The organism is Flavobacterium branchiicola, assembly GCF_018383905.1.
Lineage (GTDB): Bacteria > Bacteroidota > Bacteroidia > Flavobacteriales > Flavobacteriaceae > Flavobacterium > Flavobacterium branchiicola.
In genome coordinates this window covers 475,201-500,767 of the sequence record NZ_JAGYWA010000004.1, presented here as the reverse complement: position 1 = coordinate 500,767, position 25,567 = coordinate 475,201, and the positions used below count along the sequence as shown (strand labels likewise).

General features: G+C 33.7%; 32 protein-coding genes. 31 read left to right on the top strand and 1 reads right to left on the bottom strand.

Going from position 1 to position 25,567, the window contains the following annotated elements; translation table 11 throughout:
* Positions 1-344 precede the first annotated feature (344 nt).
* The 28 genes from truA (at position 345) to KHA98_RS12065 (ending at position 22,148) form a co-directional block, all read left to right on the top strand.
* Positions 345-1,079: a tRNA pseudouridine(38-40) synthase TruA gene (truA, locus tag KHA98_RS12200; protein ID WP_213258209.1), complete on the top strand. Its 735-nt coding sequence runs from the start codon at positions 345-347 to the stop codon at positions 1,077-1,079.
* An 83-nt stretch (positions 1,080-1,162) separates the two neighbouring features.
* Positions 1,163-2,917, top strand: a complete 1,755-nt coding sequence (locus KHA98_RS12195; RefSeq protein WP_213258208.1) for an ABC transporter ATP-binding protein — start codon at positions 1,163-1,165, stop codon at positions 2,915-2,917.
* 292 nt (positions 2,918-3,209) lie between these two features.
* On the top strand, positions 3,210-3,794 hold the full coding sequence (locus KHA98_RS12190; RefSeq protein WP_213258207.1) for an HNH endonuclease: 585 nt from the start codon (positions 3,210-3,212) through the stop codon (positions 3,792-3,794).
* A gap of 525 nt (positions 3,795-4,319) precedes the next feature.
* A complete protein-coding gene (gene lpdA, locus KHA98_RS12185) occupies positions 4,320-5,708 on the top strand; it encodes a dihydrolipoyl dehydrogenase (RefSeq protein WP_017496030.1) in 1,389 nt (462 codons plus the stop codon).
* Between the two features lie 183 nt (positions 5,709-5,891).
* The gene (locus KHA98_RS12180) at positions 5,892-6,641 is read left to right on the top strand and encodes a DUF2314 domain-containing protein (protein ID WP_213258206.1); all 750 of its coding nucleotides are present in this window, start codon (positions 5,892-5,894) and stop codon (positions 6,639-6,641) included.
* 439 nt (positions 6,642-7,080) lie between these two features.
* Entirely contained in the window at positions 7,081-7,263 is a 183-nt protein-coding gene (locus KHA98_RS12175; RefSeq protein ID WP_213258205.1) for a SymE family type I addiction module toxin, read from the top strand.
* 146 nt (positions 7,264-7,409) lie between these two features.
* Positions 7,410-7,901 (top strand): TPM domain-containing protein, encoded by a 492-nt coding sequence (locus tag KHA98_RS12170; protein ID WP_213258204.1) that lies wholly within the window; start codon positions 7,410-7,412, stop codon positions 7,899-7,901.
* 104 nt (positions 7,902-8,005) lie between these two features.
* A complete protein-coding gene (locus KHA98_RS12165; protein ID WP_213258203.1) occupies positions 8,006-8,914 on the top strand; it encodes an arginase family protein in 909 nt (302 codons plus the stop codon).
* A gap of 111 nt (positions 8,915-9,025) precedes the next feature.
* A complete protein-coding gene (locus tag KHA98_RS12160; RefSeq protein WP_213258202.1) occupies positions 9,026-9,703 on the top strand; it encodes a carbonic anhydrase in 678 nt (225 codons plus the stop codon).
* A 172-nt stretch (positions 9,704-9,875) separates the two neighbouring features.
* Positions 9,876-10,298, top strand: coding sequence for a VOC family protein (locus tag KHA98_RS12155; RefSeq protein ID WP_213258201.1), 423 nt, complete (start codon positions 9,876-9,878; stop codon positions 10,296-10,298).
* A gap of 3 nt (positions 10,299-10,301) precedes the next feature.
* Positions 10,302-10,676, top strand: coding sequence for a YdeI/OmpD-associated family protein (locus KHA98_RS12150; RefSeq protein WP_213258200.1), 375 nt, complete (start codon positions 10,302-10,304; stop codon positions 10,674-10,676).
* A 64-nt stretch (positions 10,677-10,740) separates the two neighbouring features.
* Complete coding sequence (locus KHA98_RS12145) at positions 10,741-11,424, top strand: DUF4919 domain-containing protein (protein ID WP_246522307.1); 684 nt, start codon at positions 10,741-10,743, stop codon at positions 11,422-11,424.
* On the top strand, positions 11,402-11,878 hold the full coding sequence (locus tag KHA98_RS12140) for a GNAT family N-acetyltransferase (RefSeq protein WP_213258199.1): 477 nt from the start codon (positions 11,402-11,404) through the stop codon (positions 11,876-11,878). Before KHA98_RS12145 ends, KHA98_RS12140 begins: the two co-directional genes overlap by 23 nt.
* Entirely contained in the window at positions 11,878-12,267 is a 390-nt protein-coding gene (locus tag KHA98_RS12135; RefSeq protein WP_213258198.1) for a DUF1801 domain-containing protein, read from the top strand. The genes KHA98_RS12140 and KHA98_RS12135 overlap by 1 nt, the downstream gene beginning before the upstream one ends.
* Positions 12,268-12,356: 89 nt before the next feature.
* The gene (locus KHA98_RS12130; protein ID WP_213258197.1) at positions 12,357-12,953 is read left to right on the top strand and encodes an NAD(P)H-dependent oxidoreductase; all 597 of its coding nucleotides are present in this window, start codon (positions 12,357-12,359) and stop codon (positions 12,951-12,953) included.
* A gap of 108 nt (positions 12,954-13,061) precedes the next feature.
* Positions 13,062-13,547, top strand: coding sequence for an SRPBCC family protein (locus tag KHA98_RS12125; protein ID WP_213258196.1), 486 nt, complete (start codon positions 13,062-13,064; stop codon positions 13,545-13,547).
* Positions 13,548-13,649: 102 nt separating this feature from the next.
* Positions 13,650-14,546 carry an NmrA family NAD(P)-binding protein gene (locus KHA98_RS12120; protein WP_213258195.1) on the top strand — a complete coding sequence of 299 codons (897 nt, stop codon included), beginning with the start codon at positions 13,650-13,652 and terminating at the stop codon, positions 14,544-14,546.
* 12 nt (positions 14,547-14,558) lie between these two features.
* Positions 14,559-15,473: a helix-turn-helix domain-containing protein gene (locus tag KHA98_RS12115; RefSeq protein WP_213258194.1), complete on the top strand. Its 915-nt coding sequence runs from the start codon at positions 14,559-14,561 to the stop codon at positions 15,471-15,473.
* A 72-nt stretch (positions 15,474-15,545) separates the two neighbouring features.
* On the top strand, positions 15,546-15,971 hold the full coding sequence (locus KHA98_RS12110; RefSeq protein WP_213258193.1) for a hypothetical protein: 426 nt from the start codon (positions 15,546-15,548) through the stop codon (positions 15,969-15,971).
* Entirely contained in the window at positions 15,971-16,186 is a 216-nt protein-coding gene (locus tag KHA98_RS12105; RefSeq protein WP_213258192.1) for an ArsR family transcriptional regulator, read from the top strand. Before KHA98_RS12110 ends, KHA98_RS12105 begins: the two co-directional genes overlap by 1 nt.
* A gap of 83 nt (positions 16,187-16,269) precedes the next feature.
* Complete coding sequence (locus tag KHA98_RS12100; RefSeq protein ID WP_213258191.1) at positions 16,270-16,638, top strand: nuclear transport factor 2 family protein; 369 nt, start codon at positions 16,270-16,272, stop codon at positions 16,636-16,638.
* A gap of 80 nt (positions 16,639-16,718) precedes the next feature.
* Entirely contained in the window at positions 16,719-17,765 is a 1,047-nt protein-coding gene (locus tag KHA98_RS12095; RefSeq protein WP_213258190.1) for a serine hydrolase domain-containing protein, read from the top strand.
* Positions 17,766-17,770: 5 nt separating this feature from the next.
* A complete protein-coding gene (locus KHA98_RS12090; RefSeq protein ID WP_213258189.1) occupies positions 17,771-18,193 on the top strand; it encodes a DUF1801 domain-containing protein in 423 nt (140 codons plus the stop codon).
* 2 nt (positions 18,194-18,195) lie between these two features.
* Positions 18,196-19,299, top strand: a complete 1,104-nt coding sequence (locus KHA98_RS12085; protein WP_213258188.1) for an MBL fold metallo-hydrolase — start codon at positions 18,196-18,198, stop codon at positions 19,297-19,299.
* Positions 19,300-19,306: 7 nt separating this feature from the next.
* Positions 19,307-19,840 carry a GNAT family N-acetyltransferase gene (locus tag KHA98_RS12080; protein WP_213258187.1) on the top strand — a complete coding sequence of 178 codons (534 nt, stop codon included), beginning with the start codon at positions 19,307-19,309 and terminating at the stop codon, positions 19,838-19,840.
* Between the two features lie 22 nt (positions 19,841-19,862).
* A complete protein-coding gene (locus KHA98_RS12075) occupies positions 19,863-20,987 on the top strand; it encodes a lactonase family protein (protein WP_246522305.1) in 1,125 nt (374 codons plus the stop codon).
* A gap of 48 nt (positions 20,988-21,035) precedes the next feature.
* Positions 21,036-21,563 (top strand): GNAT family N-acetyltransferase, encoded by a 528-nt coding sequence (locus KHA98_RS12070; protein WP_213258185.1) that lies wholly within the window; start codon positions 21,036-21,038, stop codon positions 21,561-21,563.
* A gap of 3 nt (positions 21,564-21,566) precedes the next feature.
* On the top strand, positions 21,567-22,148 hold the full coding sequence (locus tag KHA98_RS12065) for an LOG family protein (RefSeq protein ID WP_213258184.1): 582 nt from the start codon (positions 21,567-21,569) through the stop codon (positions 22,146-22,148).
* 75 nt (positions 22,149-22,223) lie between these two features.
* On the opposite strand, the gene KHA98_RS12060 is transcribed toward KHA98_RS12065, so the two are convergent.
* On the bottom strand, positions 22,224-23,057 hold the full coding sequence (locus KHA98_RS12060; protein WP_213258183.1) for a helix-turn-helix domain-containing protein: 834 nt from the start codon (positions 23,055-23,057) through the stop codon (positions 22,224-22,226).
* An 84-nt stretch (positions 23,058-23,141) separates the two neighbouring features.
* On the opposite strand from KHA98_RS12060, the gene KHA98_RS12055 reads away from it, so the two are divergent.
* The 3 genes from KHA98_RS12055 to KHA98_RS12045 all read left to right on the top strand — a co-directional run bounded on the left by KHA98_RS12055 (position 23,142) and on the right by KHA98_RS12045 (position 25,100).
* Positions 23,142-23,534 (top strand): DoxX family protein, encoded by a 393-nt coding sequence (locus KHA98_RS12055; protein WP_213258182.1) that lies wholly within the window; start codon positions 23,142-23,144, stop codon positions 23,532-23,534.
* A 5-nt stretch (positions 23,535-23,539) separates the two neighbouring features.
* The gene (locus KHA98_RS12050) at positions 23,540-24,490 is read left to right on the top strand and encodes a polysaccharide deacetylase family protein (RefSeq protein WP_213258181.1); all 951 of its coding nucleotides are present in this window, start codon (positions 23,540-23,542) and stop codon (positions 24,488-24,490) included.
* A gap of 142 nt (positions 24,491-24,632) precedes the next feature.
* Entirely contained in the window at positions 24,633-25,100 is a 468-nt protein-coding gene (locus tag KHA98_RS12045; protein WP_213258180.1) for an SRPBCC family protein, read from the top strand.
* Positions 25,101-25,567 lie beyond the last annotated feature (467 nt).

Genomic DNA, 25,567 nt, shown 5'->3' with positions numbered 1-25,567 from the left:
ATCTTAAAAATTAACTTTTGGCCATTTTTATTAAAAAATGTTAAAAAAATATTCAAATTAAAACGTTGGAATTGTCATTTTCTGACACGATTTTTTCCTCTGTCAACTATGATTTGCATTTTAGGTTTTAACGTTTTTTAAGAAAGGTTCTGAGGTTCTGAGATGCTAAGGTTCTAAGACTTTGTTTCACCGTTTTTAATTTTACTAAAAAAGTTTATTACTATCATTTCAGACACACTGCAGTGCATCTCTACAGAAAAAACTTAGAACCTTAGCACCTCAGAACCTTAGCATCTTCAAAAAATCCTTTGTACCTTTGCATCTTAGAACCTCTGTCCCTTAAAATGAGATATTTTATTCAATTTGCATATAACGGAACACATTATAATGGCTGGCAATTTCAGCCAAATGCTCCATCAGTCCAGGAAACTTTAAACAAAGCACTTTCGGTTTTATTAAACACTACAATAAGTGTAATGGGTGCCGGCAGAACCGACTCTGGAGTTCATGCTGAGGAAATGTATGGACATTTTGATTTTGAAAATCAGTTAGATATACCGGTTTTAGTGCATAAACTCAACTCTTATTTACCGAAGGATATTGCAATTTTTGATATTATTTTGGTTCACGACGATGCTCATTGCCGATTTGATGCTACAAAACGAACATATGAATATCATATCAATACTGTTAAAAATCCGTTTTTGCAGGGGCTCAGCTGGTACGTAAATCAAAAATTAGATGTAGCTTTGATGAATGAAGCTGCAAAGATCCTGTTGAAGCATACCGATTTTCAATGCTTTTCTAAAGTAAATACAGATGTCAACACATTTGATTGCACGGTTTTTGAGGCGTACTGGAAAAACGAAAATAATAAATTGATTTTTACTATTTCGGCAAACCGCTTTTTACGAAATATGGTTCGCGCCATTGTAGGAACTTTAATTAATATTGGCTTACATAAAATTACGCTGGCAGATTTTGAAAACATTATTGCCAGCAAAAGCAGAGAGAAAGCCGGATTTTCGGTTCCGGCGCATGGTTTATATTTAACCAAAATAGATTACGATTATTTATAGCTGTAAGCTATAAGCTATAGGCAATAAGCTACTTACTTTGTGCCTAAAGCCTAAAGCCTATAGCTTAAAGCTTAAAAAACTAAATGAAAGCAAAAGCATTTGATACTGGATTATTCAAAAGAATTTTAAAATATACAAAACCTTATAAATGGCGCTACTATGGCGTTATTGTTTTTGCTGTTTCGCTGTCTATTTTTGCAGCGCTTCGTCCTTATTTATTAAAACAAACGGTCGACGGCTATATTAAGACGCATGACAAGAATGGTTTACTGATGTACATCATTTTAATGGGTCTGGTACTTTTAATGGAAGTCTTCTCCCAATTCTATTTTGTTTATTGGGCCAACTGGCTTGGGCAGGATATTGTAAAAGACATTCGTACAAAACTTTTCAAACATATTTTAAGTTTTAAAATGAAATATTTTGATCTGGTTCCGGTTGGTCAATTAGTGACCAGATCCGTTTCGGATATTGAATCCATTGCCCGCATTTTTAGTCAGGGGCTTTTTATGATTATAAGCGATTTAATGAAAATGCTGGTCGTTTTGATTTTTATGTTTTATATGAACTGGAAGCTTACCTGGATTGTAGTTGTCGCTATGCCTATTCTGGTTTATATAACCCGTATTTTTCAGCGCAAAATGCAGGTTGCTTTTGAGGAAGTACGTACACAGATTGCCAACATGAACTCTTTTGTTCAGGAACGCGTTACCGGAATGAAAATCGTTCAGCTTTTTAATCGTGAAAAAATTGAAGCTGAAAATTTCAAAGTCATAAATGACAAACACAGAGTTGCCTGGATTAAAACAATTTTATACAACTCTATCTTCTTCCCGATAGCCGATATTATTTCTTCTATTACTTTAGGATTGGTTGTTGTCTTTGGCGGATTTAAAATTCTAAACGGAGATCACTTTACCACTTTTGGAGATTTGTTTTCTTATACGATGTTTATTGGAATGCTTTTTAATCCGTTACGTCAGATTGCGGATAAATTTAACGAGATGCAATTAGGGATGATTGCAGCAAATCGTGTTTTTGATATTATCGATACTCAGGATCACATTCAGGATACTGGAACACTCGAAGCACCAATTTTTGAAGGAAGTATCGAATTTAAAGACGTTCGTTTTAGTTATATTCCCGAAGAAGAAGTTATAAAAGGAATTGACTTATCTGTTGCTTCCGGGCAAACAGTTGCAATTGTAGGTTCTACAGGCGCTGGAAAATCTACCATCATAAATTTACTGAATCGCTTTTATGAAATTAACAGCGGTACCATTTGCATTGACGGACAAAATATCGAAAACTATACACTGGCTTCTCTAAGAAAACAAATTGCGGTGGTTTTGCAGGACGTCTTTTTGTTTGCCGATACGATCTACAATAATATTACACTTCATAATCCTGAAATTACAAGAGAGCAGGTTTTAGACGCCGCCAAAAAAATTGGCGTTCATGATTTTATTATGAACCTTCCGGATAATTATGATTTTGATGTAAAAGAACGTGGTGTAATGCTTTCGTCCGGTCAACGTCAGTTAATTGCTTTTTTACGTTCTTATGTTAGTAATCCGAGTATTTTGATTTTAGATGAAGCAACTTCTTCGATTGATACTTATTCAGAAGAATTGATTCAGCGCGCGACAGAAACCATTACCAAAGGCAGAACCTCAATAATCATCGCACATAGATTGGCAACGATTGTAAATGCCGATAAAATTGTGGTTATGGACAAAGGTTTAATTGTTGAACAAGGCACGCATCAGGAATTATTAAACAAAACCGATGGTTATTACAGAAACTTATACGATTCTCAATTTTCTGTAGCCAACTAAGTTTAAAATTAGAATTGCTTTTTAAATTTCAGGAAAAACATAGTTGTTCAACATCAGCTCAACCAATAATTTAACCCAAATTTATCTTAAAATTCACGCTTTTGCGAAAAGTAAAAAACTGCACTATTCACAATTTGTAGTTTCAAACTGACTTAAAAACTGTCAAAATCATTTTAAAACGTTAAATAAGCGTTATAAGAATCATAAAATTGATACTTCACAGCCAGTAGCACAACATTCATTTTTGGTTTATCGTTATCTTTGAGAATATAGAAATCAAATGTAAAAGAAAATGCCACAAAATAGATTTTATCCAAACGAACAGTTCAAAGAAATAGAAATAAATGCTTCATTACAATTAAAATATGCCATTTCAAACCGAGGCCGACTTATAAGCTTCACCGATGAAATTGAAAATGGACGCCTCTTAAAAGGAGGTTTAAGTGATGGATATCCAACCTTTAGATTTAAAGTTAAAAAAGACGATAAAATCGTCAATAAATACCTTTTCTTATACAAATTAGTTGCGCAGTATTTCCTTCCGAAAAAATCTGAGGAGCAAACCTACGTCCTGCATATGGACTACAACCGCAGCAACGATGATATTAGCAATCTGCGGTGGGCCACAAAAGCCGAAATGATGGCACATAGCCGTAAAAGTCCACGCGTTATTCAGGCCAAAAAGAATCTTATAGAACATAATTTAAAAGCCGACGGACGTAAACTGACCACCACAAAAGTGATGCTGATCAAGAAAATCCTTGCCAGACCGGAACAAAAAACCCGTCTGAAAATGATTGCTAAACAATTTGGTGTAAGCGAAATGCAAATACGACGAATTGCCAGCGGAGAAAACTGGGGACACGTAAAAGTTTAATTATAAATTGTTAATGGTTAATGGTTAATGGTTAATGGTTAATTATTAATGATTTCAACTTTGTCCGGCTGAGCGTAGTCGAAGCCCGATCAAAATTATAATAGCCACAGATTACAAAGATTAACACCGATTTTCAAAATCATTTTAATCCTTATAATCTGTGGCTTATTTTTTTTTTGATATTGACATTACTTTTTGACATTACCATTGATTTTTGACATTACCATTGATTTTTGACATTGACATTGTTTTTTTTGACATTGACATTACTTTTTTGACATCGCCATTATTTTCAGATTTATCTGCAAAATCCCAAAAATCAATTCATAATTCACAATTTACAATTAACAATTACTTCAGTTTCTGTGAAAAGACCAAGATCACAGTCTTTAAAAATAAATTTTGGAGTATTCATTTAAAATAAATCCTTAAATTCGCAATCACAAATAACAAAAAGATTAATCGGAAAATGAGTTTCGGAAATATAAACCTCATCTTCGGAAATAAATACTAAAAACCAAACAAATGAAATACGACGTTATTGTTTTAGGAAGTGGTCCTGGCGGATATGTTACAGCAATTAGAGCTTCTCAATTAGGCTTTAAAGTAGCCGTAGTTGAAAAAGAAAACCTTGGTGGTGTATGTTTAAACTGGGGGTGTATCCCAACTAAAGCATTATTAAAATCAGCTCAGGTTTTTGATTATTTAAAACATGCTTCTGATTACGGATTGAAAGTTTCTGAATTCGATAAAGATTTCCCTGCAGTTGTACAACGTAGTCGTGGTGTTGCAGAAGGAATGAGCAAAGGAGTTCAGTTTTTGATGAAAAAAAACAAAATTGACGTTATTGAAGGTTTTGGAAAACTAAAACCAGGAAAAAAACTTGACGTTACAGATAAAGATAATAAAGTTACAGAATACAGCGCAGATCACATTATCATCGCTACTGGTGCTCGTTCTCGCGAATTGCCAAACTTACCTCAGGATGGTGTAAAAGTAATTGGATACCGTCAGGCAATGACATTACCAACACAACCAAAATCTATGATTATTGTAGGTTCTGGAGCTATTGGAGTTGAGTTTGCTCATTTCTATAACTCAATGGGAACAGATGTTACTATTGTAGAATTTATGCCAAACGTTGTTCCTGTAGAAGACGAAGATATCTCAAAACAATTTGAGCGTTCTTTGAAAAAAGCCGGAATTAAAGTAATGACTAATTCATCTGTTGAGCGTATTGATACAACTGGTGCAGGAGTAAAAGCATTTGTTAAAACTGCAAAAGGTGAAGAAGTTCTTGAAGCTGATATTGTACTTTCGGCAGTTGGAATTAAAACTAACATTGAAAACATCGGTTTAGAAGAAGTTGGTATCGCTGTAGACAGAGATAAAATCTTAGTAAACGCTTACAATGCTACAAATATCCCTGGGTATTATGCAATTGGAGACGTTACTCCAGGTCAGGCTTTAGCTCACGTAGCTTCTGCTGAAGGAATCAACTGTGTGGAGAAAATTGCTGGTTTACACGTAGACCCAATCGATTACGGAAACGTTCCTGGTTGTACTTATGCAACTCCGGAAATCGCTTCTGTAGGTTTAACAGAAAAACAAGCTAAAGAAAAAGGTTACGAATTAAAAATTGGAAAATTCCCATTCTCAGCTTCAGGAAAAGCTAAAGCGGCAGGAACTCCAGACGGATTCGTAAAAGTAATTTTTGATGCTAAATACGGAGAATGGTTAGGATGCCACATGATTGGTGCTGGTGTTACAGATATGATTGCTGAAGCAGTTGTAGCTCGTAAACTAGAAACTACAGGTCATGAAATCCTTAAATCTATCCACCCTCACCCAACAATGAGCGAGGCAGTTATGGAAGCTGTGGCTGATGCTTACGGCGAAGTAATTCACTTGTAAAATATACAATGTAGAAACGTACATTAGTTCGTATTTACAGCGTTATATATAATTTTCAATTTATAAAATCCGGTTTGCGAAAGTAAATCGGATTTTTTTTACAATTAAAAGTTAAATACTTTTATAAAATATAGTAAAAATACTATTTTTAAAAATATTCAAATTTTTATAAAAATCTAAAACATGGAAAATACCACAATATTTTACGCCGACGGAGAAAATCCAAAAATGATAGAAGCCTACAAAAAAGCACAGGAAACATTTAAATATTTCTGGAGAGAATTATCATGGGAATATCGACGCATTATACCCGCACTGGATGTTGCATGTGTTAAACTAGCATTTACCCAGGAAATAGACAATGAAACCATTGTAGAACACATGTGGATTAATGACATTAACTTTGATGGAGAAAATATATATGGTATTCTGATTAATGATCCGGGCTCACTAACCAATGTAAATAACGGAGATGAAGTAGCAATTCCGATTAATCAAATTAGCGACTGGTTATTTGCAACCAAAGGAATAACTTACGGAGGTTTTACCATACAAGCTATGCGATCTGAAATGAGCGACGAAGAAAGAGAAGCACACGATGAAGCATGGGGATTAGACTTTGGCGATTTTAATGACATTCAGATTGTTTATGAGCAATCTGAAAATCCGGAAAACCTAATCGAGCACCCAATGAGTAAAAACATGAAAGAAAGTCTTATTGAGTTCTTAAAAAACAATCCGGCCGAAGTTACTGGTCAGGACGATTTAGGGTATACGTTTTTACATCGCGAAGCTATTGCAGGAAACCGTACTTCGGTTGAAGTAATTTTACAATCGGGCGCCGATATAAAGGCAAAAACCAAAAGTGGAAAAACGGCTTTAGATTTTGCTAAAAATCTTAATTGGGATCATTTATTTCCATTACTACAATAAAAATTCAAAATCCGGTTTGCGAAAGTAAACCGGATTTTTTTTTCTCCGAGATTATGTTTTATTCCAAATCATTTCAATTTATAAATCATTAATATCAAAGTTGTTAATAACATTTCCGTTTGTCATATTACTATATGACAACATTCTCAACTATTCGTTAGACCTTTGATTTATTGCAAAATGAGTCTGTTTTGTCATTTCGACGTAAGGAGAAATCTTCGCAAGTAGCTCCGTAACGTATGACCAATCTTTGTAGAGTTTCTCGTGAAGATTTCTCCTTACGTCGAAATGACATAATAATGAGGATAATGATTGGGTTGAAGAAATCACACACGAAACTCGACAAAGATTGGTGATTCACTATACGGAAATTCTAGTGCGATTTCTCCTTACGTCGAAATGACAATGCTTTGTCTAAAAATACATAATTATAAAGTCTATGAAAGATCTCAGAAAACTAAAAATACATGCAAAATATCAGGCCCGAACTTATGGCGGCACAACTATTCCTGCAATAAAACTGGAAGGCAAATGGCTTGAAAAACTTGGTTTTAGCAAAGGTAAAATGATACTCATTCAACAAAAGAAAAACAAACTTACTATTACTGTTGAAAAAAATTAAGTTCATAATTCATGACCAAAACTTGCTTTAAACAGTCTGAAACATGACTCAATTCAATCAAAAATAAATATTGTCTTATGATAACAATTTGAAGACTCATTTTTAATAATAAAGCACTATTTTTGCAGTCCCAAAACAAATCTGCCATGAAAAAAATATTGTTCGTTTTAACCCTTACTCTTTTTTTATCACATTCAATTTTTGCGCAAACAAAAACCGAAGCACAAAACATCTTTGCAAAATCGTATGATAATGTAAATGATTTCGAAAAAATTCTTACTCCGGCGCAAATCAAAAACTTAAATGATTTTTTGAAAGCAAACGAAGCAAAAACAAAAAATAAAATTCTTATTGTAACTACGGCATCAATAAAACCATACACAGATCTGACCGATTATGCAATGGATTTAGATAAACATTTACTTTCAAAATTAAAATTAGACACCACCGTTTTAATTGTTATCAGTAAACAACTAAGACAAATTCAGGTTCAGGGAACCGATAAAATACGTTCAAAAATGACCGATCAGGATATGCGTAATATTGTTTCAACCTATGTAATTCCGGAACTAAAAAAAGGCGATTATTATAAAGCTTTACAGGAAGGAACGCTTCAGATGACCAAAAAAATGGAATAAAAAATAAAAATCCGATTTGTACCAACAAGTCGGATTTTTTATTTGAATCTATTCTGCAAAAGCAAACTTTATATTTTCATAACTTTACAATTATTCTTCTGATTATGAAAGAAATATACATTGTTGAATTTCCATCAAATTTAGGTTTAAAAGAACCTCAACCCGGAAAAGAACCCGGTGTAAAAAAACTGCCCGATTGGTTTCGGAAACATAATTTGCATAAAGTCATTAATCCAAAAGAAATTATTAGACTTGATGCTCCAAAATACAAAAGCGACCGCGATCCCGAAACTAAAATTCTAAATACAAATGCTTTAATTGATTATGCCAGAGAACAGGCTTTTTTGATTAATAATTTACTTTCGCAGAATAAATTTCCTTTTATACTTGGCGGCGATTGCAGTATTCTTTTAGGAGTGGCCATGGCTTTAAAACAAAAAGGTAATTATGGTTTGTTTTATCTTGATGGTCATACCGATTTCATGGATGTTTCTTTATCCGAAACTGGCGGCGTTGGCGGAATGGCAGCTTCTATAGTTACCGGAAACGGACATGATAAATTAACAAACATCCTTAATTTATCGCCTTATATAAAAGAAGAAAATCTTTGGTGTGTGGGTAATCGGGAATATGATGATGAATACGAAAACGAAATCATAAAATCTTCTGCAACGTACATCAATTTGGATTCTTTACGAAAACGAGGAATCAAAAATACGGTTGAATTATTTTTATCAGAAATAGAAAATAAAAATCTTGACGGATTCTGGCTTCATATAGATGTTGATGTTTTAAATGATGCTGTAATGCCTTGCGTAGACAGCAGAACTCCGGACGGACTTACCTATAACGAATTTAATGAACTTACCTCCTATTTGTTTCAAAGTAAAAAATTAACCGGACTAGAAATCACTATTCTCGATCCCGATTTAGATACGACTGGCAAATACACAAACGATTTTACAGCACAACTTACCCACACTTTCAACGTCTTTAAAAACGAACTTTTATAATATAAAAAAAACTTCTAGTGCCCTTTTTTACCTAAGAACCGTAATAATTTTGCAGCTTATTCAATCAATAGGAATCAATTGATAATTGATAATAAACTAAAAAATCATAACATGAAAACAAAAATTATACTAGTAGCTCTTATTGTTTTTTCTGCTTTTGGTTGTAAAAAACAAAACGAAAAGAAAATAAATTCTAATACTCAGAAAGATACTTTAACTTCTTTAGAGCAGTTGACAGCGGGCAATGAACGATTTTTAAATGAAAAAACACTTCATCCCCATCAAAACAAAACTGCGGTACTTGATAATCAAAACAGCCAAAAACCTTTTGCCGTAATAATTACCTGTTCAGACAGCAGAGTTTCTCCCGAAATTGTATTTGATCAGGGACTTGGAGATTTGTTTGTAATACGCAACGCGGGAAATCTTATTTCGAACATCGATATGGGAAGCATCGAATATGCAATTGAACATCTGGATACAAAATTAATCGTGGTTTTGGGTCATACAGAATGTGGTGCCGTTAAAGCTTATATCAACGATAAAGATGGTGCTTACAAAAAACATTTTTCGCATATTGATGATATTGTAGAAACGATTTCAAACGAAAGCGAAGAAATTGAAGCTGATAAAGCAACTCCAAAAGCCACCAACTATTTAGGCGCAATTGATGCTAATATCAAACATTCGGCAAAATTAATTCAGGACAATCCTATTGTAAAGGAACATAAAGCAACAGTTGTTTCTATGCGATACGATGTACACACAGGAAAAGTTACTCAGCTTTAGGATTTTTAATCCTTAAATTCAAAAATCGGATCTGCAAAACAGATCCGATTTTTTTTACATTCAAAACTTATAATTCTAATATTCAATATTTTAATATTATTTTTACTACTGACAAACAGTTGTCATAAGCTCATTTTACCTTTATAAAATATAAAATTAAAAAATTGAACTAATGGAAAACACAACAGTATTACGTGGTTTATCTACCATAAGCTTTTATGCCGCAGATGTCGAAAAAGCAGCACAATGGTACAGCGAATTTTTAAATATAGAGCCTTATTTTAAAGTACAGGGATATGTTGAATTTCGTCTTGGAGATTATCAACATGAATTAGGAATTATCGACAGCAACTATGCTCCAAAAAATGCCTCTCAAAATCCAGGCGGAGCTATAGCCTACTGGCATGTTGACGATTTAGAAAAAACACTCGAAATCCTTCTTTCAAAAGGTGCCACAATCTACGAACCTGTAATTGACAGAAGCGGTGGTAAAATGGCTTTTGTAACTGCCTCGGTAATTGATCCGTTCGGTAACATTCTGGGAATAATGACCAATACACATTACCTGACTATTTTAGACCAAAAAAATAATTAAGGTATGGAAACAAAAGACGGAAAACTGGCTGTTTATGCTGAAACCAGAGCGGAATGGAGAAAATGGCTAACAGAAAACAGCGCCAATGAAAAATCGGTTTGGCTGATTTTATTTCATAAAAAAAGCAAAACTCCAAGCATCAATTTAGTCGAAGCCACAGAAGAAGCTTTATGTTTTGGATGGATCGATAGTTTGTGCAAAAAACGTGATGGAGAAAGCTTTTATTTAACTTTCTCGCACCGCAATCCTAAAACCAGCAAATGGAGCAAACCAAATATAGAAAGAGCAGAACGAATGATTGCCGAAAATTTAATGACCGAACAAGGACAGAAATTAATCGATCTTGCAAAAGAACAAGGAAAATGGATAATAGAATAAAATGAGACTAAATATTTTGTAACTTAACTCATTCCAAACCATTATCATTTTAAACCTGTAAAGTATGATCAGAAAAATTGCGTTACTACTTGTTTTTATTATTACCAATACATGTTTAGCACAACAAGCGCCGGGTTTTTCTATTCCGGATTATAAAGCGATTGAAAAAGTAATTAACGATAAAAAATCGGCGTTCTTTTATCCTAATTTAATGGATCGCTTAGTTAAAAATGACACACTTTTAAATCAGGAAGAATTTCGCCATTTGTACTTTGGATATGTTTTTCAGCCCAAATACAATGCATTTTGGAAATCTTCAGACGAAAAAAAACTAAAAGAGTTTTACAATAAAGAAAAACTAGACACAGCAGATTATGATGAAATTATCAAATTGGCAAATCATTCTCTAAGTGAATTTCCATTTGATCTGAGTCAGCTTAATTACCTTACCTACATTTATCATCTAAAAGGAGACGAAAATGCGGCTAAAGTAACTGCTTTTAAATTTCACAATATTATAAACGCCATTTTCTCATCGGGTGATGGCAAAAAATGCGAAACCGGATTTCATGTCTTATTAGTAGAACACGAATATGTTATTTTACAGCTTTTTGACGTAGAGTCCAAATCACAATCTTTGGTAGATCATTGCGATTATCTAAGCTTTGAAAAAGGAAAGTATCAAGTCGACGGCATTTATTTTAACATCGAAAAAATGCTCGAAAATGAATCAAAACTATTTAAATAAAAACCCCAAATCTAATTCTGAAATAGAAATAAGAGAAATTAGAAAAGACGATTGCGATCGTTTAAGGGTTTTATTTCTGAAAGAAAGACAAAACACGTTTACCTGGCTTGATATTTCAGCATTTTCGCTGGAAGATTTTGACAAACATACTCAGGGAGAATTTATTCTTGTTGCGCTGCTGGATGCTATTCCGGTTGGTTTTATTTCGATCTGGATGCCAACGAATTTTATTCATAATTTATATATTGATCAGGATTATCAGGACAAAGGAATAGGAACCAAATTATTAGAAGAAACAATTCATAAAATTGGATATCCACTTAGTTTAAAATGTCTCGAAAAAAATACTAAAGCTGTAGCATTTTATGAAAGAAAAGGTTTTGCAGCAAAAGAAAAAGGAAATTCAGAGAACGGAACTTACATTCTATTTAGTAAACTTAAACCATCAAAATAATGAATCCTGAAATCACAGCCTATAACGATTTACAGAGCATTGAAGACAAAAAAATATGCGATGTGCTGAGTACCGAAATCAATGCCTTTTTGCAGGAAGCAGAAAATAAAATCTGGCACAGGCATCCCGTTTGGTTTTTAGATGGAAATCCTGTTGTGGGGTACAGCAAACTAAAAGATTCTGTAAGGTTATTATTTTGGAGCGGTCAGTCTTTCGATGAAAGCGGACTCCAAAATGAAGGAAGTTTCAAGGCTGCCGAAGCTCGTTTTACACATGTTGACCAAATCAATATTGAAGATTTAAAAAGATGGCTCGAGAAAGCAAGAACGATTCAATGGGATTATAAAAACATCGTAAAACGCAAAGGAGAATTAATTCGGCTAAAGTAAATTGTGTTTCATAACTTTTGAATATTATTCGTAATTTTAATATAGCTTTTTTTGTTTTAAAAAACTTTCTAAAACTAAAACTACTCCTTATGAACATTTTAATCGTATACAGCCACCCAAGTAAAAAATCCTACACATTTCAGATTTTAGAGCGGTTAAAAATCATTATTTTAAAGCAAAACTGGAATTTAGAAGTCTCCGATTTATATGCTTCTAATTTTCAGAGTGATATGTCTGAAGAAGAATATGACAGAGAAGGATTTGCTAAACTTCAGCTTCCAATTCCGGCAGATGTATTAAGCGAACAGCAAAAAATTGAAAAAGCAGATTGTATCATTTTTCTTTATCCGGTTTGGTGGAGCGATTGCCCGGCAAAGTTAAAAGGCTGGTTTGATCGGGTATATTCTGTTGGTTATGCGTACGGACAAACTGAGCAATATCCTAAAATGAAAACCATTCCCTGCGGAATAGTTATTTGCACTGCTGGTCATCCAAATGATTTTTTAGTTGAAATTGAAATTGCTCAAAGTATGGAAAACATTATGCTGGAAGATCGTCTTGGAAAACGTTTTAAGAATAAAGAAATGCTGATTTTGGGAGGAACTCTTGAACTTGAAAAAGTAATGGCGGATCATCTTTCTAAAATTGAAGAAATTATAACCAACATTAAAAGCTATTTCGCTTAGAATCGTATCCTTTTGTCTGAATCACCCCTTATTTTTGTCTTTTACACACCTTAACATATTGAAAATAAGGAAGTAAATTTGTATAACTAATTTCTAAAATCAAGAAAAATGAGTGCAACAGATTTTACTACAACAATACTAGTCAATCAGTCTCCTGCAGAAGTTTTTACTGCAATAACAAATGTTCGCGGTTGGTGGTCGGAAGAAATAGAAGGAAATACAGCCAAACTCAACGACGAATTTGAATATCATTATGAAGATGTTCACCGCTGTAAAGTAAAACTGATTGAAGTAATTCCAAATCAGAAGATTGTTTGGTTAATAGAACACAACTATTTCAAATTTACAGAAGACGAAACCGAGTGGACCAATACAAAACCAACATTTGAGATCTCAGAAAAAAATGGAAAAACAGAACTTAAATTTACACATTTTGGCTTAACCTCAGAATACGAGTGCTATGAAATTTGCGTAGGCGGCTGGACCAATTATATTGAGAAGAGTTTAAAAAATCTAATTGAAACCGGAAAAGGCAATCCAAATGCAACGGGAAAACCACAAACTGCAAACGAGAAAAAACTATCATCAAAATAAAATATAAAATCATATTCCAATTTTCGACTAAGCTAATCATAGATTTGGCTACATCTATTTGACTGATGCATTGCAACTTTGTAACATCAAAAAAATAGTAGTATGAAAATTATAATTACAGGTTCTTTAGGAAACATTAGCAAGCCTTTAGCTAAAAGATTAATTGATCAGGGGCATTCTGTTACAGTAATCGCAAGCAGCATCGAAAGACAACCAGAAATTGAACAACTTGGTGCTTTTGCCGCAATTGGTTCTGTAAATGATGTGTCGTTTTTAACTCAAACCTTCACTGGAGCAGATGCCGTATATTGCATGATTCCGCGTGCAAATTATTTCGATCCTAATCTTGATCTGGATGCATTTACACGCGAAATTGGTCATAACTATGCTGAAGCGATCACAAAATCCAGCGTAAAACGTGTCGTATTTTTAAGCAGTATTGGAGCTCATTTAGAACAAAATTCAGGAATTATTGAACGTTATAATGAAATTGAAGCAGTTTTAAATCAGCTTTCAGATGTTTCCATTACATTTATGCGTCCAACTTCTTTTTATTACAATTTGCTGGCTTACATTCCAATGATAAAAACACAGGGATGTATTGCTGTAAATTATGGTGCAGATGAATTAATTCCGTGGGTTTCTCCAAATGATATTGCAGAAGCTATTGCCGAAGAATTGGCAACTCCGCTTGACGGAAGAAAAATACGTTACGTTTCTAGCGAAGAACTTTCGGGAGATCAAACTGCAAAAATTCTTGGTGATGCCATTGGAGTTCCAGATTTAAAATGGATTTTAATTAGTGATGATGAAGTTTTAAACGGATTAATTTCTATCGGGATACAGCCCAAAATCGCTAAAGGTTTGGTTGAAATGTACGCCGCATTAAACAATGGTTTACTTGGAGAAGATTATAAACAAAACCGACCTGCCATTTTAGGGAAAACAAAACTGGCTGATTATGCCAAAGAATTTGCTGAAATTTATAACCAAAAATAAGTACCTTGTAGTATGGCAAATCAACAACCACTTCGATTTAAATCGATAAGCGAATTTCATCAGTTTCGGGATTTGCCAAAACCACAACACCCTTTAGTGAGTGTTTATAATTTTGAAGATCTTAAGTTTCTCAATAAAGAGGAACCAAAAAGTTTAATGCTTGATTTTTATTCCATTGCATTAAAAAGAAATGCTAATGCAATAATGCGTTATGGCCAGCAGGAATATGATTTTAAAGAAGGGGCTTTGATTTTTCTTTCGCCTGGACAGGTTTTTTCTGTAGAAGGTAATGCCGAAATGCAGCACACAGGATGGTCTTTATTGATTCATCCTGATTTTCTATGGAATACACCACTTGCACAAAAAATCAAACAATACGATTATTTTGGTTATGCAGTAAACGAAGCGCTTCATCTTTCTGATAAAGAAGAAAATATGCTGATCGATATTATTAAGAACATTCAGCACGAATACCAATCCAACATAGACAAGTTCAGTCAGGACGTTATTATCGCCCAAATTGAATTATTTCTAACCTATGCGGAGCGATTTTATAATCGTCAATTCATTACCCGAAAAATCAGCAATCATCAAATTCTTGCGCGTTTAGAAAAATTACTTGATGATTACTTTTCAGATGATTTATTGGCTAAAAAAGGTTTACCAACTGTGCATTACATTGCAGAAAATCTAAATATTTCACCCAATTATCTGAGTGCATTATTAAAAATGCTGACAGGTCAAACTACACAGCAACATATTCATAACAAACTGATCGAAAAAGCTAAAGAAAAACTTTCGACGACCAATTTATCAATTAGTGAAATTGCCTTTGAATTGGGTTTTGAGCATCAGCAATCATTTAGTAAATTGTTTAAAACTAAAACAAATACCTCGCCATTAGAATTCAGACAATCCTTTAATTAAAGTTCAAATAATAAATTTTAGTTTATCAATTACTTTATTTCATAAATTAGTGCAATTAAAAAATTAATGTTTATGAACCCTGTTTTAAGAAATACACTGGCTGTTTTTGCCGGAATTATTGTTGGAAGTCTTGTCAATATGAGTATAATTTTAATAAGCGGTTCAATTATTCCGCTTCCGGAAGGAGCTGATAATTCAACAATGGAAAGCCTCAAAGCCACCATGCATTTATTTGAAGCAAAACACTTTCTTTTTCCTTTTTTGGCACACGCTATAGGAACATTTACAGGAGCTGCGATAACCGCGTTACTGGCTTTTAATCATAAAAAAAAGCTGGCGCTGGTTATCGGAGCTTTCTTTTTACTGGGCGGAATAGTTAGTGTTTGTTCACTGCCGTCGCCAATATTGTTTACAGTGATCGATTTGCTTTTTGCTTATATTCCGATGGCCTATCTTGCCTTGAAATTAACTTGCACAAAAAAGCCAACTTTAGCATAATGAGTAAGAAATTAGATGCTGTTAAACCCGCAAAAATGTGTTACAGCCATATTGGTGGAAAACTTGGTCAATTGCTCGCCATAACTTTTGAAGAAAAAGGATGGATTGCCAGAAAAAACCCTGCCGACAAACATTTTTATATCACAGATTTAGGACAAAAAGAATTCGAGAAATTAGGAATCGATTTATCTGAAATTAACCCAGAAACACACTAAAAAACTTTCAGGATTTCACTTTGTTTTAATTCAAAACATACTTCAAAATTTCATAACTTAGTTTACTTTTTTAACTAACGATTATGACCCGGAAAGAAATTGCCCAGGACTTTTTAAAACTCGCTGCAAATGGGCATTCTCATGAAGCATTTCGGATACATGTGGGCAAAAAATTCAAACATCATAATGCTTATTTTAAAGGCGACGCCGATACGCTGATGCTGGCAATGGAAGAATCATCCAGAACAAACCCAAATAAGATTTTTAAAATTCATCATATTTTAGAAGATGGAAACCTGGTCGTTGTTCATTCACATTTAAAACAAAACTCCAAAGATTTAGGATTTGCCGTAGTTCATATCTTAAAATTTAAAGGAGAAAAAATTGTAGAACTTTGGGATTTAGGGCAACCCATTCCAAAAGAAACCATTAACGAACACGGAATGTTCTAATTACGTTTTCAATCAAAGTTGAAAATCCCCACAAAACAACAAACAATAAACAATAAACGATAAACTACAAACAAAAATCAATGAGCCCTCTTTTGAAATTCTCTTCTTTATTATCTCTTACATTTATCTTTTTAAGCTGTAATTCTTCGGCACAAAAACAAGACAATTATACGGTACAAATTGACAGTTTAATTCAAAATACCACTCCAATTTTTAATGGTGCGGTTTTGATTTCAAAAGGCGGAAAAATAATGTATTCTAAAGCAAAAGGTTTTGCAGATTTTGATACCAAAAAACCTTTAGATTTAGACAGTCAATTCGAAATCATGTCAAACACCAGACAAATTACAGCAGTTTTGATTTTGAAAGAATTGGAACAAGGCAAAATTGATCTTAAAGCTCCAATAAAAAAATATTTACCCAATTTAAAACAAACCTGGGCAGATACAATAACCGTTCATCAACTATTAAATCATACACACGGAATCGTTGATTTACAAAAACCTTTGCTTTTTAAACCCGGGACCCAATTTAAATATGGCAATGAAGGTTATCCGATATTAGGTCAGATTCTTGAAGCTGTATCTAAAAAAACATATCCGGAATTGACCAGCGCGCTTTTTAAAAAACTTAAAATGAACAATACTTTTTGTTATTTGAAAGACCATAACCGAAATTTAGTTTCAGGTTATATCAATAACAATAATAAGTTAGAAAAAGCGGAAAACGTTTTAATAACGCCCTACAAAGCACCTTCGTGCGGAATTATCTCAACTGTAAATGATCTTACCATCTGGAACAAAAACCTTCATCATGGAAAAATCCTAAAACCGGAGAGTTATAAATTAATGTTGCAATACGATATTTTAGCGCAACATAATCTTTTTGGCAAAGATAAAGTAGGATACGGCTACGGACTTAGAGTTGTAGATAAAGAAACTCCAAAATACTACGGACATACTGGCTTAGGCGATGGATTTTCTTCTGTAAATTTATATTATCCGGAAAGCGATGTGAGCATAATTGCTTTAGAAAATCAAATGAATGCAAATTCTGATTTGTTTTATATATCTGAATTTAAAATCAAAGATATACTCTTAAAAAGCGGCTTATTGAATCAAAAATAAAAGTAATGGCAAAAAATAAAACCACAGAAACCGAGAGCAGCATTATCGATTTTATAAATGCTGTAGAGAGCGAAGCAAAAAGAAATGATACGTTTGAACTGGTAAAAATAATGAAAGAGATTACCGGTTTTGAGCCTAAAATGTGGGGACCAAGTATTATTGGTTTTGGAAGTTACCATTACAAATATGCCACCGGACATGAAGGCGATGCGCCATTGGCAGCTTTTTCTCCAAGAAAAGCAGCAACAACCGTTTATTTTTATTTGTCGGAAGAAAAAAGAGAAGAACTTTTTTTAAATCTGGGCAAATACAAAGTTTCAAAAGCATGTATTTATATTAAGAAATTAGCTGATATTGATATCGAAATCTTAAAAAAAATCATTTCAGTTTCAATTGAAGAAGTTCAAAAATTATATCCCCAAAAATAAAAATGGTTACATTCTTAATTCTAGTATTAGTAATAGTTCTTCTTATTTACAGCTTTTTACAGCATCCGAAATTTGGTAAAGCGCCATCCGGCGAAAGATTAGCTTTAATTCAAAAATCGTCTCAGTATAAAAACGGAAAATTCGAAAATCAAAGTTTTACACCCGATCTTGCCGAAGGAGCCAGTTATTTTGAAGTTTTAACTGAATTCTTCTTTAAAAAAGTAGACAGAAAAACGCCGAAAGATTTAATCCCGTCAGTAAAAACCAATTTGTTAGAACTCCCTTTAGATCAGGATATTTTAATTTGGTTTGGACATTCGTCTTATTTTATACAATTGGAAGGAAAGCGCTTTCTAATAGATCCCGTTTTCAGTGGTAACGCCTCTCCTATTCCCGGCACCACAAAGTCATTTAAAGGAACTGATATTTACACTGTTGAAGATTTACCGGAAATTGATTATTTACTAATAACGCACGATCATTACGACCATCTGGATTATGATACAATTCTAAAATTGAAACCTAAAACAAAAAAAGTAATTACCGCTCTTGGCGTTGGTTCGCATTTTGAATTCTGGGGTTTTGCCTCAGAAAATATCATCGAAAAAGACTGGTATCAAAAAATAGAACTAGATCAAAACTTAACCTTGCATACAGCTCCGTCAAGACATTTCTCTGGAAGAAGTTTTAAAAGATGTAATACACTCTGGACTTCTTTTATTCTTCAAAGCAAAAACTTCAAAATGTATTTGGGCGGAGACAGCGGTTACGATACTCATTTTGCTGAAATTGGCGAAAAATACGGTCCTTTTGACATTGCATTAATTGATAATGGCCAGTACAACAAAAACTGGAAATACATTCACAACATGCCCGAAGATGTTATAAAAGCTATGAAAGATTTAAATACAAAAAGAGTATTTCCGGTTCACTCTTCCAAATTTGCTTTGTCACTACACTCCTGGGACGAACCTTTGGTAAATGTAACCGAACTCAATAGCTTATCCCCAAATCCGATCCCATTAATTACGCCAATGATTGGGGAAAAAGTGGAACTAAAAAACGAAAAGCAAGAGTTTAAACAGTGGTGGAAAGGGATAAATTAAAAATACTATGAGTACATTTAAATATACTATTAGAAATGCAAATCCATTAGAATTTGAAGAAATCGGAAAACTACTTATTCGTGTATATTCACAATTAGACGGTTTCCCGAAAGAAAACGAGCAACCGAATTATTATAAAATGCTGGCCAATATTGGCGCCTTTACCGAATATCCCGAAACAGAACTTTTAGTAGCAGTTGATGAAAACAATACCATTGCGGGCGCTGTTGTCTATTTTAATGATATGCAATATTATGGCTCGGGCGGCATTGCAACAAAAGAACAAAATTCAGCAGGATTTCGATTACTAGGCGTTGATTCTAACACTCGAGGAAAAGGAATTGGCAAACTTCTGACATTGGAATGCATTAGAAAAGCGACCGAAAATAACCGAAAACAAATTATTATTCATTCTACTTTAGCCATGAAAACTGCATGGGCAATGTATGAAAATATTGGTTTTAAAAGAGATGAAAATCTTGACTTTATGCAGGGCGAACTTGCCGTATTTGGCTTTAGATTTCCGCTTCATTCCAAATAATAATATCCAAAAAAACAAACCATTGAAACTAAAAATCAACTTTTTTGCCATTGCCTTTCTGGTCACTTTTAATCTATTTTCTCAAAATACGTATGTTTTTCTGGGATCTTATAACCGTGATAAAGAAACAGAATCGATTCAGGTTTATCAATTGGATACTTTAAAAGGAAAACTAATTAAAGTAACTTCGGTAAAAAATGTCATTAATCCTTCGTATCTGACCCTTTCTCCAAACGGAAAATATGTTTATGCGTGCACAGAAACCAAAACACCAAACGCAGGAAGTATCAGCAGTTTTGAGTTTAATCCTGAGAATAAAACCTTAACTTTTTTGAATAAACAATCAAGTGGAGGCGAAAACCCGGTTTATGTTTCGGTACATAAAAATGGGAAATGGCTGGTAAATGCCAATTATACCGAAGGAAGTGTTTCTGTTCATCCTATTTTAGAAAATGGACAAATTGGTGCTTTGGCACAAAACTTTCAATATACCGACGGAAGCGTGAACAAAGAAAGACAAGAAAGATCGCATGTTCATTCGGCGGTATTTTCGCCTCAGTTCGATTACTTGTTTTTACCCGATTTAGGTGCAGATAAAATTCGTTGTTATGCATTTGATGAAACTCTGAAAGAACCTTTAAAAGAAACAGAAAACCCTTTTACCAAAACTGATTTAGAAGCCGGACCAAGACATTTTACTTTTCATCCCAATCAGAAATTTGGTTATTGTATTGAAGAAATGGCAGGCGCAATTAGTGTTTACGATTATGAAAACGGAACGCTCAAAAAAATCCAAAGAATTAATACGCATCCTGACCAAATAAAAGAGGGTTTTGAAAGTTCTGATATTCATATTTCTCCCGACGGAAAATTTCTATACGCCACAAACCGTGGAAAAGAAAACAATATCGCTATTTTTACTATTGCTGAAAATGGTCTTTTGAAAAACATTGGCTATCAATCGACTTTAGGAAAACATCCGAGAATTTTTGCAATTGATGAAAGCGGAAAATTCTTAATTGCGACCAATGTTATTACAGGAAACGTAATTGTTTTTAGAAGAAACACAACAACCGGAATGCTTAAAAAGACAGGGGGGAAAATCAAAATGGAAAATGTTTCCTGTGTTCAGATCAAACAAATTTAAATTGTTTTAATCCGTTAATCTTCGGAAAAAACACAAAAACTAAAAAAAATGAAAACATCAACACTAAAACTACAACCGGAAATATTAGAAAATGAAGCTGTAAAATTGGTTCCGTTACAAGAAACTGATTTTGAAAAACTCTATCAAGTTGCTTCAGATCCTTTAATCTGGGAACAACATCCTAATAAAAACCGTTATGAAAGAGAGGTGTTTCTAAACTTTTTTGAAGGTGCAATGCAAAGCAAAGGCGCGTTTCTTATTATTGATAAAGCTACAAATGAAGTTGCCGGAAGTACCCGTTTTTATGACTATGAGCCTGAGAATAAAAGTATTTTTATTGGCTACACTTTTTATGGAAGAAAATTTTGGGGAACAGGTTTTAATGCTCAGGTAAAAAAAATGATGCTGGATTATTCCTTTCAGTCTGTAGACAAAGTGAATTTTCATATTGGTTCAGAAAATTACCGTTCTCAAAAAGCTATTGAAAAATTAGGTGCAAAAAAAATTGACGAATTAGAAGTTGCTTATTACAATGAGCCTTCGCGTTATAATTTTGTTTATCAAATAGAAAAATAAAAAATGAAAAGCATTACTGTTTTTTGTGCCTCAAGTTTTGGCACAGACAAAATTTATGAAGAACAAGCTGTAGCATTGGGCAAAACTCTTGCTGAGCAAAATATAACCTTAATATATGGTGGTGCCAATGTGGGTTTAATGGGCGCTGTCGCGGATGGAACATTAAACGCAGGCGGAAAAGTAATTGGTGTTCTTCCGGATTTTTTAAGATCTAAAGAAATTGCGCACAAAGGCTTAACCGAATTAATTCTGGTAGAAAGCATGCACGAACGAAAAACTAAAATGAATGATTTATGCGATGGCGTAATTGCGCTTCCCGGAGGTTTTGGAACGCTTGAAGAACTTTTTGAAATGCTAACCTGGGCGCAATTAGGACTTCATAAAAAACCAATTGCGGTTTTAAACGTTAACGGCTATTATGATGCACTTTTAGAATTACTAAAAACCATGACCGAAAAAGGTTTATTAAAAGAAGCCAATCAAAAGATGCTTTTGGTAAGTGAAGATATAGATGATTTATTAAACCAAATGAAAAATTACACCCCGCCAACCGTTGGAAAATGGATTGAGAAGGATAAAGTTTAAAATTGAATTATGAGTTATGAGTGATAAGTCAAGAGTTAAATACAATTATAATTCATAACTCATAATTCATAACTATTAACTTTTAACCTGTTTCTTATAGTCACTAGGATTCAAGCCTGTATATTTCTTAAACAGTCGATTCAGGTGACTTGCATCGCTAAAACCAAATTCGTACACAATTTCGTTGATTTGCATATTAGTATATTTTAATCTCGTTTCGATTAATTTTATCTTATAAGCAATACTATATTGCTGAATACTTTGACCCGTTTTAGTTTTAAAATATTCACTTATATACGTTGGGGAAACATTAAAGACAGCTGCCATATTCGACGCTTTCAACTGATCGGGCTGATAGATATGCTGATGAACATAATTCAATAAATCTAAATTTGGCGTTATATTCGGTAAACTTGTATTTGGAGGTGTAATAAGCGAAATATTCCGTGCAGCAATGGTAATAATCGTATTCAGAATTTGTTTGATTACTTCCTGCTGTTGCGGAAATCTATTGTTTTCTTCTCTAATTAAACCTTCAATCATCGCTCTGATTAAAGGTTTATCTGATATTGTTTTTAAAATACAACCAGGAAGATGATTGTGATTATGAAAAATAAACTCCAGCTTCTGAATCCAGTCGTTGCTTTGAGTTTTTAGATAACTGTCGTGAAACCTGATAAAGAAAAACTTTGTTTTTTCTGTAACTTCAAAACTGTGCGTATCCTGTGGAAAAATCAAGAATAATTTATTTTCAGCATAAGGTAACCGATGATCGTTGATGATCTGAACTCCTTTGCCTTCCAAAACAAAAACCATTTCAAAAAATGTGTTTTTACGTTCCTTAGCTTCATATTCTGAAACTTCCAGAAATTGCAGTTCAAAAGGATGATATAAATTTCGAATTTCCATCCTGTAAAAATACAAATTATTCCAATGATTATACAAATACAAGAAAGATGTTATCTGCAACTTTGTACTATAAAATTATACAAAATGGAAACAACCTCTTTTTTATTATTACGTGTCGCTATAGCCATCAGTATGTTTGGCCACGGCTTAGTCCGACTACCAAAACTGACTACTTTTAGCAACTGGATGATTGGTAGTTTTGAAAATTCAATGCTGCCAAAAATTATCGTAACACCTTTTAGTTACATTTTACCTATAGCCGAATTTGCCATCGGACTTTGCTTATTATTAGGTATATTTACAAGACCCTCTTTAATTGCCGGAGCTGTTGTTATGCTGGCGTTATTGTTTGGCACCTCAATGATTGAGAATTGGGAAGCCATTCCGTCACAATTAATTCACATTGCTATTTTTGCCTTACTACTGCATTTTGTTGCTTATAATAGTTGGGCAATTGATACTTTAATTAAAAAATAATAATCATGAGCTCAAGAAGAAATTTTATTAAACAAACTGGTATTATTGGCATGGTTGGAATGATGAATCCACTGGAAACATTTTCGGAAGTTTCAAAAAATGCTCCGGTTTTTACTCCGCAAAAAACAAAATGGGCAGACGGTTCCAAATTAATTGTGTCTATTTCTATGCAATTTGAAGCCGGAGGACAACCACAAAATGCCGAAAGTCCTTTTCCTCAAAATATACAAAAAGGTTACATTGACCTTCCCGCAGCAACCTGGTACGAATACGGATATAAAGAAGGTGTTCCGCGCATGCTGGACAACTGGGATAAACTGGGTGTAAAAGTTACTTCGCACATGGTTGGAACTGCCGTTTTAAAAAATCCGGAACTAGCCAAAGAAATTGTGCAAAGAGGTCATGAAGCGGCCGCACACGGAATGAGCTGGAGCACTCAATATACAATGCCTTATGATGAAGAAAAGAAATTCATAAAAGACGGAGTTGATGCCATAAAAAAAGTCACAGGTTTTACTCCCGTTGGTTATAATGCAAACTGGCTGCGAAGAGGGCAAAACACGCTTGACATCTTGCAAGAACTTGGTTTTAAATACCATATTGATGACCTTAGTCGCGATGAACCGTTTATAATTCAGGTAAAAAATAAAGATTTTGCCGTAGTTCCGTATACTATTCGTTGTAATGATATTGTTTTAATTGAAGGAAAAAACTTTTCAGCAGATCAGTTTCTACAACAAGTTAAAATGGAATTTGATCAATTATATGCTGAAAGCGAAACACAACGCCGACAAATGTCAATTAGTTTTCATGATCGTATTGGCGGAACCCCGCAAATGGTAAAAGCGGCAAACGATCTCATTCGATACATGCAACAACATCAGGGAGTGAGTTTTAAGCGTAAGGATGAAATTGCCGAAATTGCTTTGCACGACAAAACAACTATAAGAGATTAACAAACTCAGTCAATACTTCTAAATCCAGATAAATTTCGTTTATCTGGATTTTTTATTAGCCCAGTATTCTAAGATTTTTTCTTACATTAGGAGTCCAAAAAAACAACTCTCTTTTCATCTCTCAAATTTTATATCTAAAATCATGAAAACAGAAAACAACAAATACGCAAAAGCCGAAATGCTGATTAGAAAACCTGTTTCAGAAGTTTTTCAGGCTTTTATTGATCCGGAAATAACCAGTAAATTTTGGTTTACCAAAGGTTCCGGAAAATTAGAAGAAAACCAAAAAACCGACTGGACATGGGAAATGTATGGTTTCTCGCTTACTGTAACGACATTGGTTTTGCAGGAAAACAAAAAAATTGTAATCGAATGGGGAAATCCCGACGAACTTACTTTGGTGGAATGGGTTTTTAGTCCATTAAATGAAAATGAAACTTTTGTGAGTATTACAAACTCCGGTTTAAAAGGAGATGTCGATAAAATAATCGATCAGGTTCGCAATTCAACAGAAGGTTTTACGTTAGTTTTAGCTGGTGCAAAAGCTTATTTAGAGCATAATTTACAGCTCAATTTAGTTTTAGATCGTTTTCCGAAAGGATTGGCGTAGAAAAAATTGTTTCATGTTTCAAGTTTCAGGTTGCTTTACTTTGAACTTAATCTAACCGCAAAGGTTAACGCAAAGTGCGCGAAGTTTTTTAAGAGTCATTAAAATGAAAAGTTCACAAAGCTTGGTGTAGATAAAGCTCTGCGAACTTAATATATAGATGCTGCTTACACTCAGAATAAAAATACCTTAGCGCACTTTGCGGTAAAATAAAATTTACGCAAAGCTTTGCGAACTTAAAATATAGATTATGCTTACGCTCAGAATAAAAATACCTTAGCGCACTTTGCGGTAAAATAAAATTTACGCAAAGAACGCAAAGGTTTACGCAAAGTACGCGAAGTTTTTTTTAAGAGTCATTAAAATGAAAAGTTCACAAAGCTCTGTGTAGATAAAGCTTTGCGAACTTAAAATATAGATTATGCTTACGCTCAGAATAAAAATACCTTAGCGCACTTTGCGGTAAAATT

Coding starts and splice junctions, on each gene's coding strand:
- truA (WP_213258209.1), top strand. CDS start 345: ATGAGATATTTTATTCAATTTGCATATAACGGAACACATTATAATGGC.
- KHA98_RS12195 (WP_213258208.1), top strand. CDS start 1,163: ATGAAAGCAAAAGCATTTGATACTGGATTATTCAAAAGAATTTTAAAA.
- KHA98_RS12190 (WP_213258207.1), top strand. CDS start 3,210: ATGCCACAAAATAGATTTTATCCAAACGAACAGTTCAAAGAAATAGAA.
- lpdA (WP_017496030.1), top strand. CDS start 4,320: ATGAAATACGACGTTATTGTTTTAGGAAGTGGTCCTGGCGGATATGTT.
- KHA98_RS12180 (WP_213258206.1), top strand. CDS start 5,892: ATGGAAAATACCACAATATTTTACGCCGACGGAGAAAATCCAAAAATG.
- KHA98_RS12175 (WP_213258205.1), top strand. CDS start 7,081: ATGAAAGATCTCAGAAAACTAAAAATACATGCAAAATATCAGGCCCGA.
- KHA98_RS12170 (WP_213258204.1), top strand. CDS start 7,410: ATGAAAAAAATATTGTTCGTTTTAACCCTTACTCTTTTTTTATCACAT.
- KHA98_RS12165 (WP_213258203.1), top strand. CDS start 8,006: ATGAAAGAAATATACATTGTTGAATTTCCATCAAATTTAGGTTTAAAA.
- KHA98_RS12160 (WP_213258202.1), top strand. CDS start 9,026: ATGAAAACAAAAATTATACTAGTAGCTCTTATTGTTTTTTCTGCTTTT.
- KHA98_RS12155 (WP_213258201.1), top strand. CDS start 9,876: ATGGAAAACACAACAGTATTACGTGGTTTATCTACCATAAGCTTTTAT.
- KHA98_RS12150 (WP_213258200.1), top strand. CDS start 10,302: ATGGAAACAAAAGACGGAAAACTGGCTGTTTATGCTGAAACCAGAGCG.
- KHA98_RS12145 (WP_246522307.1), top strand. CDS start 10,741: ATGATCAGAAAAATTGCGTTACTACTTGTTTTTATTATTACCAATACA.
- KHA98_RS12140 (WP_213258199.1), top strand. CDS start 11,402: ATGAATCAAAACTATTTAAATAAAAACCCCAAATCTAATTCTGAAATA.
- KHA98_RS12135 (WP_213258198.1), top strand. CDS start 11,878: ATGAATCCTGAAATCACAGCCTATAACGATTTACAGAGCATTGAAGAC.
- KHA98_RS12130 (WP_213258197.1), top strand. CDS start 12,357: ATGAACATTTTAATCGTATACAGCCACCCAAGTAAAAAATCCTACACA.
- KHA98_RS12125 (WP_213258196.1), top strand. CDS start 13,062: ATGAGTGCAACAGATTTTACTACAACAATACTAGTCAATCAGTCTCCT.
- KHA98_RS12120 (WP_213258195.1), top strand. CDS start 13,650: ATGAAAATTATAATTACAGGTTCTTTAGGAAACATTAGCAAGCCTTTA.
- KHA98_RS12115 (WP_213258194.1), top strand. CDS start 14,559: ATGGCAAATCAACAACCACTTCGATTTAAATCGATAAGCGAATTTCAT.
- KHA98_RS12110 (WP_213258193.1), top strand. CDS start 15,546: ATGAACCCTGTTTTAAGAAATACACTGGCTGTTTTTGCCGGAATTATT.
- KHA98_RS12105 (WP_213258192.1), top strand. CDS start 15,971: ATGAGTAAGAAATTAGATGCTGTTAAACCCGCAAAAATGTGTTACAGC.
- KHA98_RS12100 (WP_213258191.1), top strand. CDS start 16,270: ATGACCCGGAAAGAAATTGCCCAGGACTTTTTAAAACTCGCTGCAAAT.
- KHA98_RS12095 (WP_213258190.1), top strand. CDS start 16,719: ATGAGCCCTCTTTTGAAATTCTCTTCTTTATTATCTCTTACATTTATC.
- KHA98_RS12090 (WP_213258189.1), top strand. CDS start 17,771: ATGGCAAAAAATAAAACCACAGAAACCGAGAGCAGCATTATCGATTTT.
- KHA98_RS12085 (WP_213258188.1), top strand. CDS start 18,196: ATGGTTACATTCTTAATTCTAGTATTAGTAATAGTTCTTCTTATTTAC.
- KHA98_RS12080 (WP_213258187.1), top strand. CDS start 19,307: ATGAGTACATTTAAATATACTATTAGAAATGCAAATCCATTAGAATTT.
- KHA98_RS12070 (WP_213258185.1), top strand. CDS start 21,036: ATGAAAACATCAACACTAAAACTACAACCGGAAATATTAGAAAATGAA.
- KHA98_RS12065 (WP_213258184.1), top strand. CDS start 21,567: ATGAAAAGCATTACTGTTTTTTGTGCCTCAAGTTTTGGCACAGACAAA.
- KHA98_RS12060 (WP_213258183.1), bottom strand. CDS start 23,057: ATGGAAATTCGAAATTTATATCATCCTTTTGAACTGCAATTTCTGGAA.
- KHA98_RS12055 (WP_213258182.1), top strand. CDS start 23,142: ATGGAAACAACCTCTTTTTTATTATTACGTGTCGCTATAGCCATCAGT.
- KHA98_RS12050 (WP_213258181.1), top strand. CDS start 23,540: ATGAGCTCAAGAAGAAATTTTATTAAACAAACTGGTATTATTGGCATG.
- KHA98_RS12045 (WP_213258180.1), top strand. CDS start 24,633: ATGAAAACAGAAAACAACAAATACGCAAAAGCCGAAATGCTGATTAGA.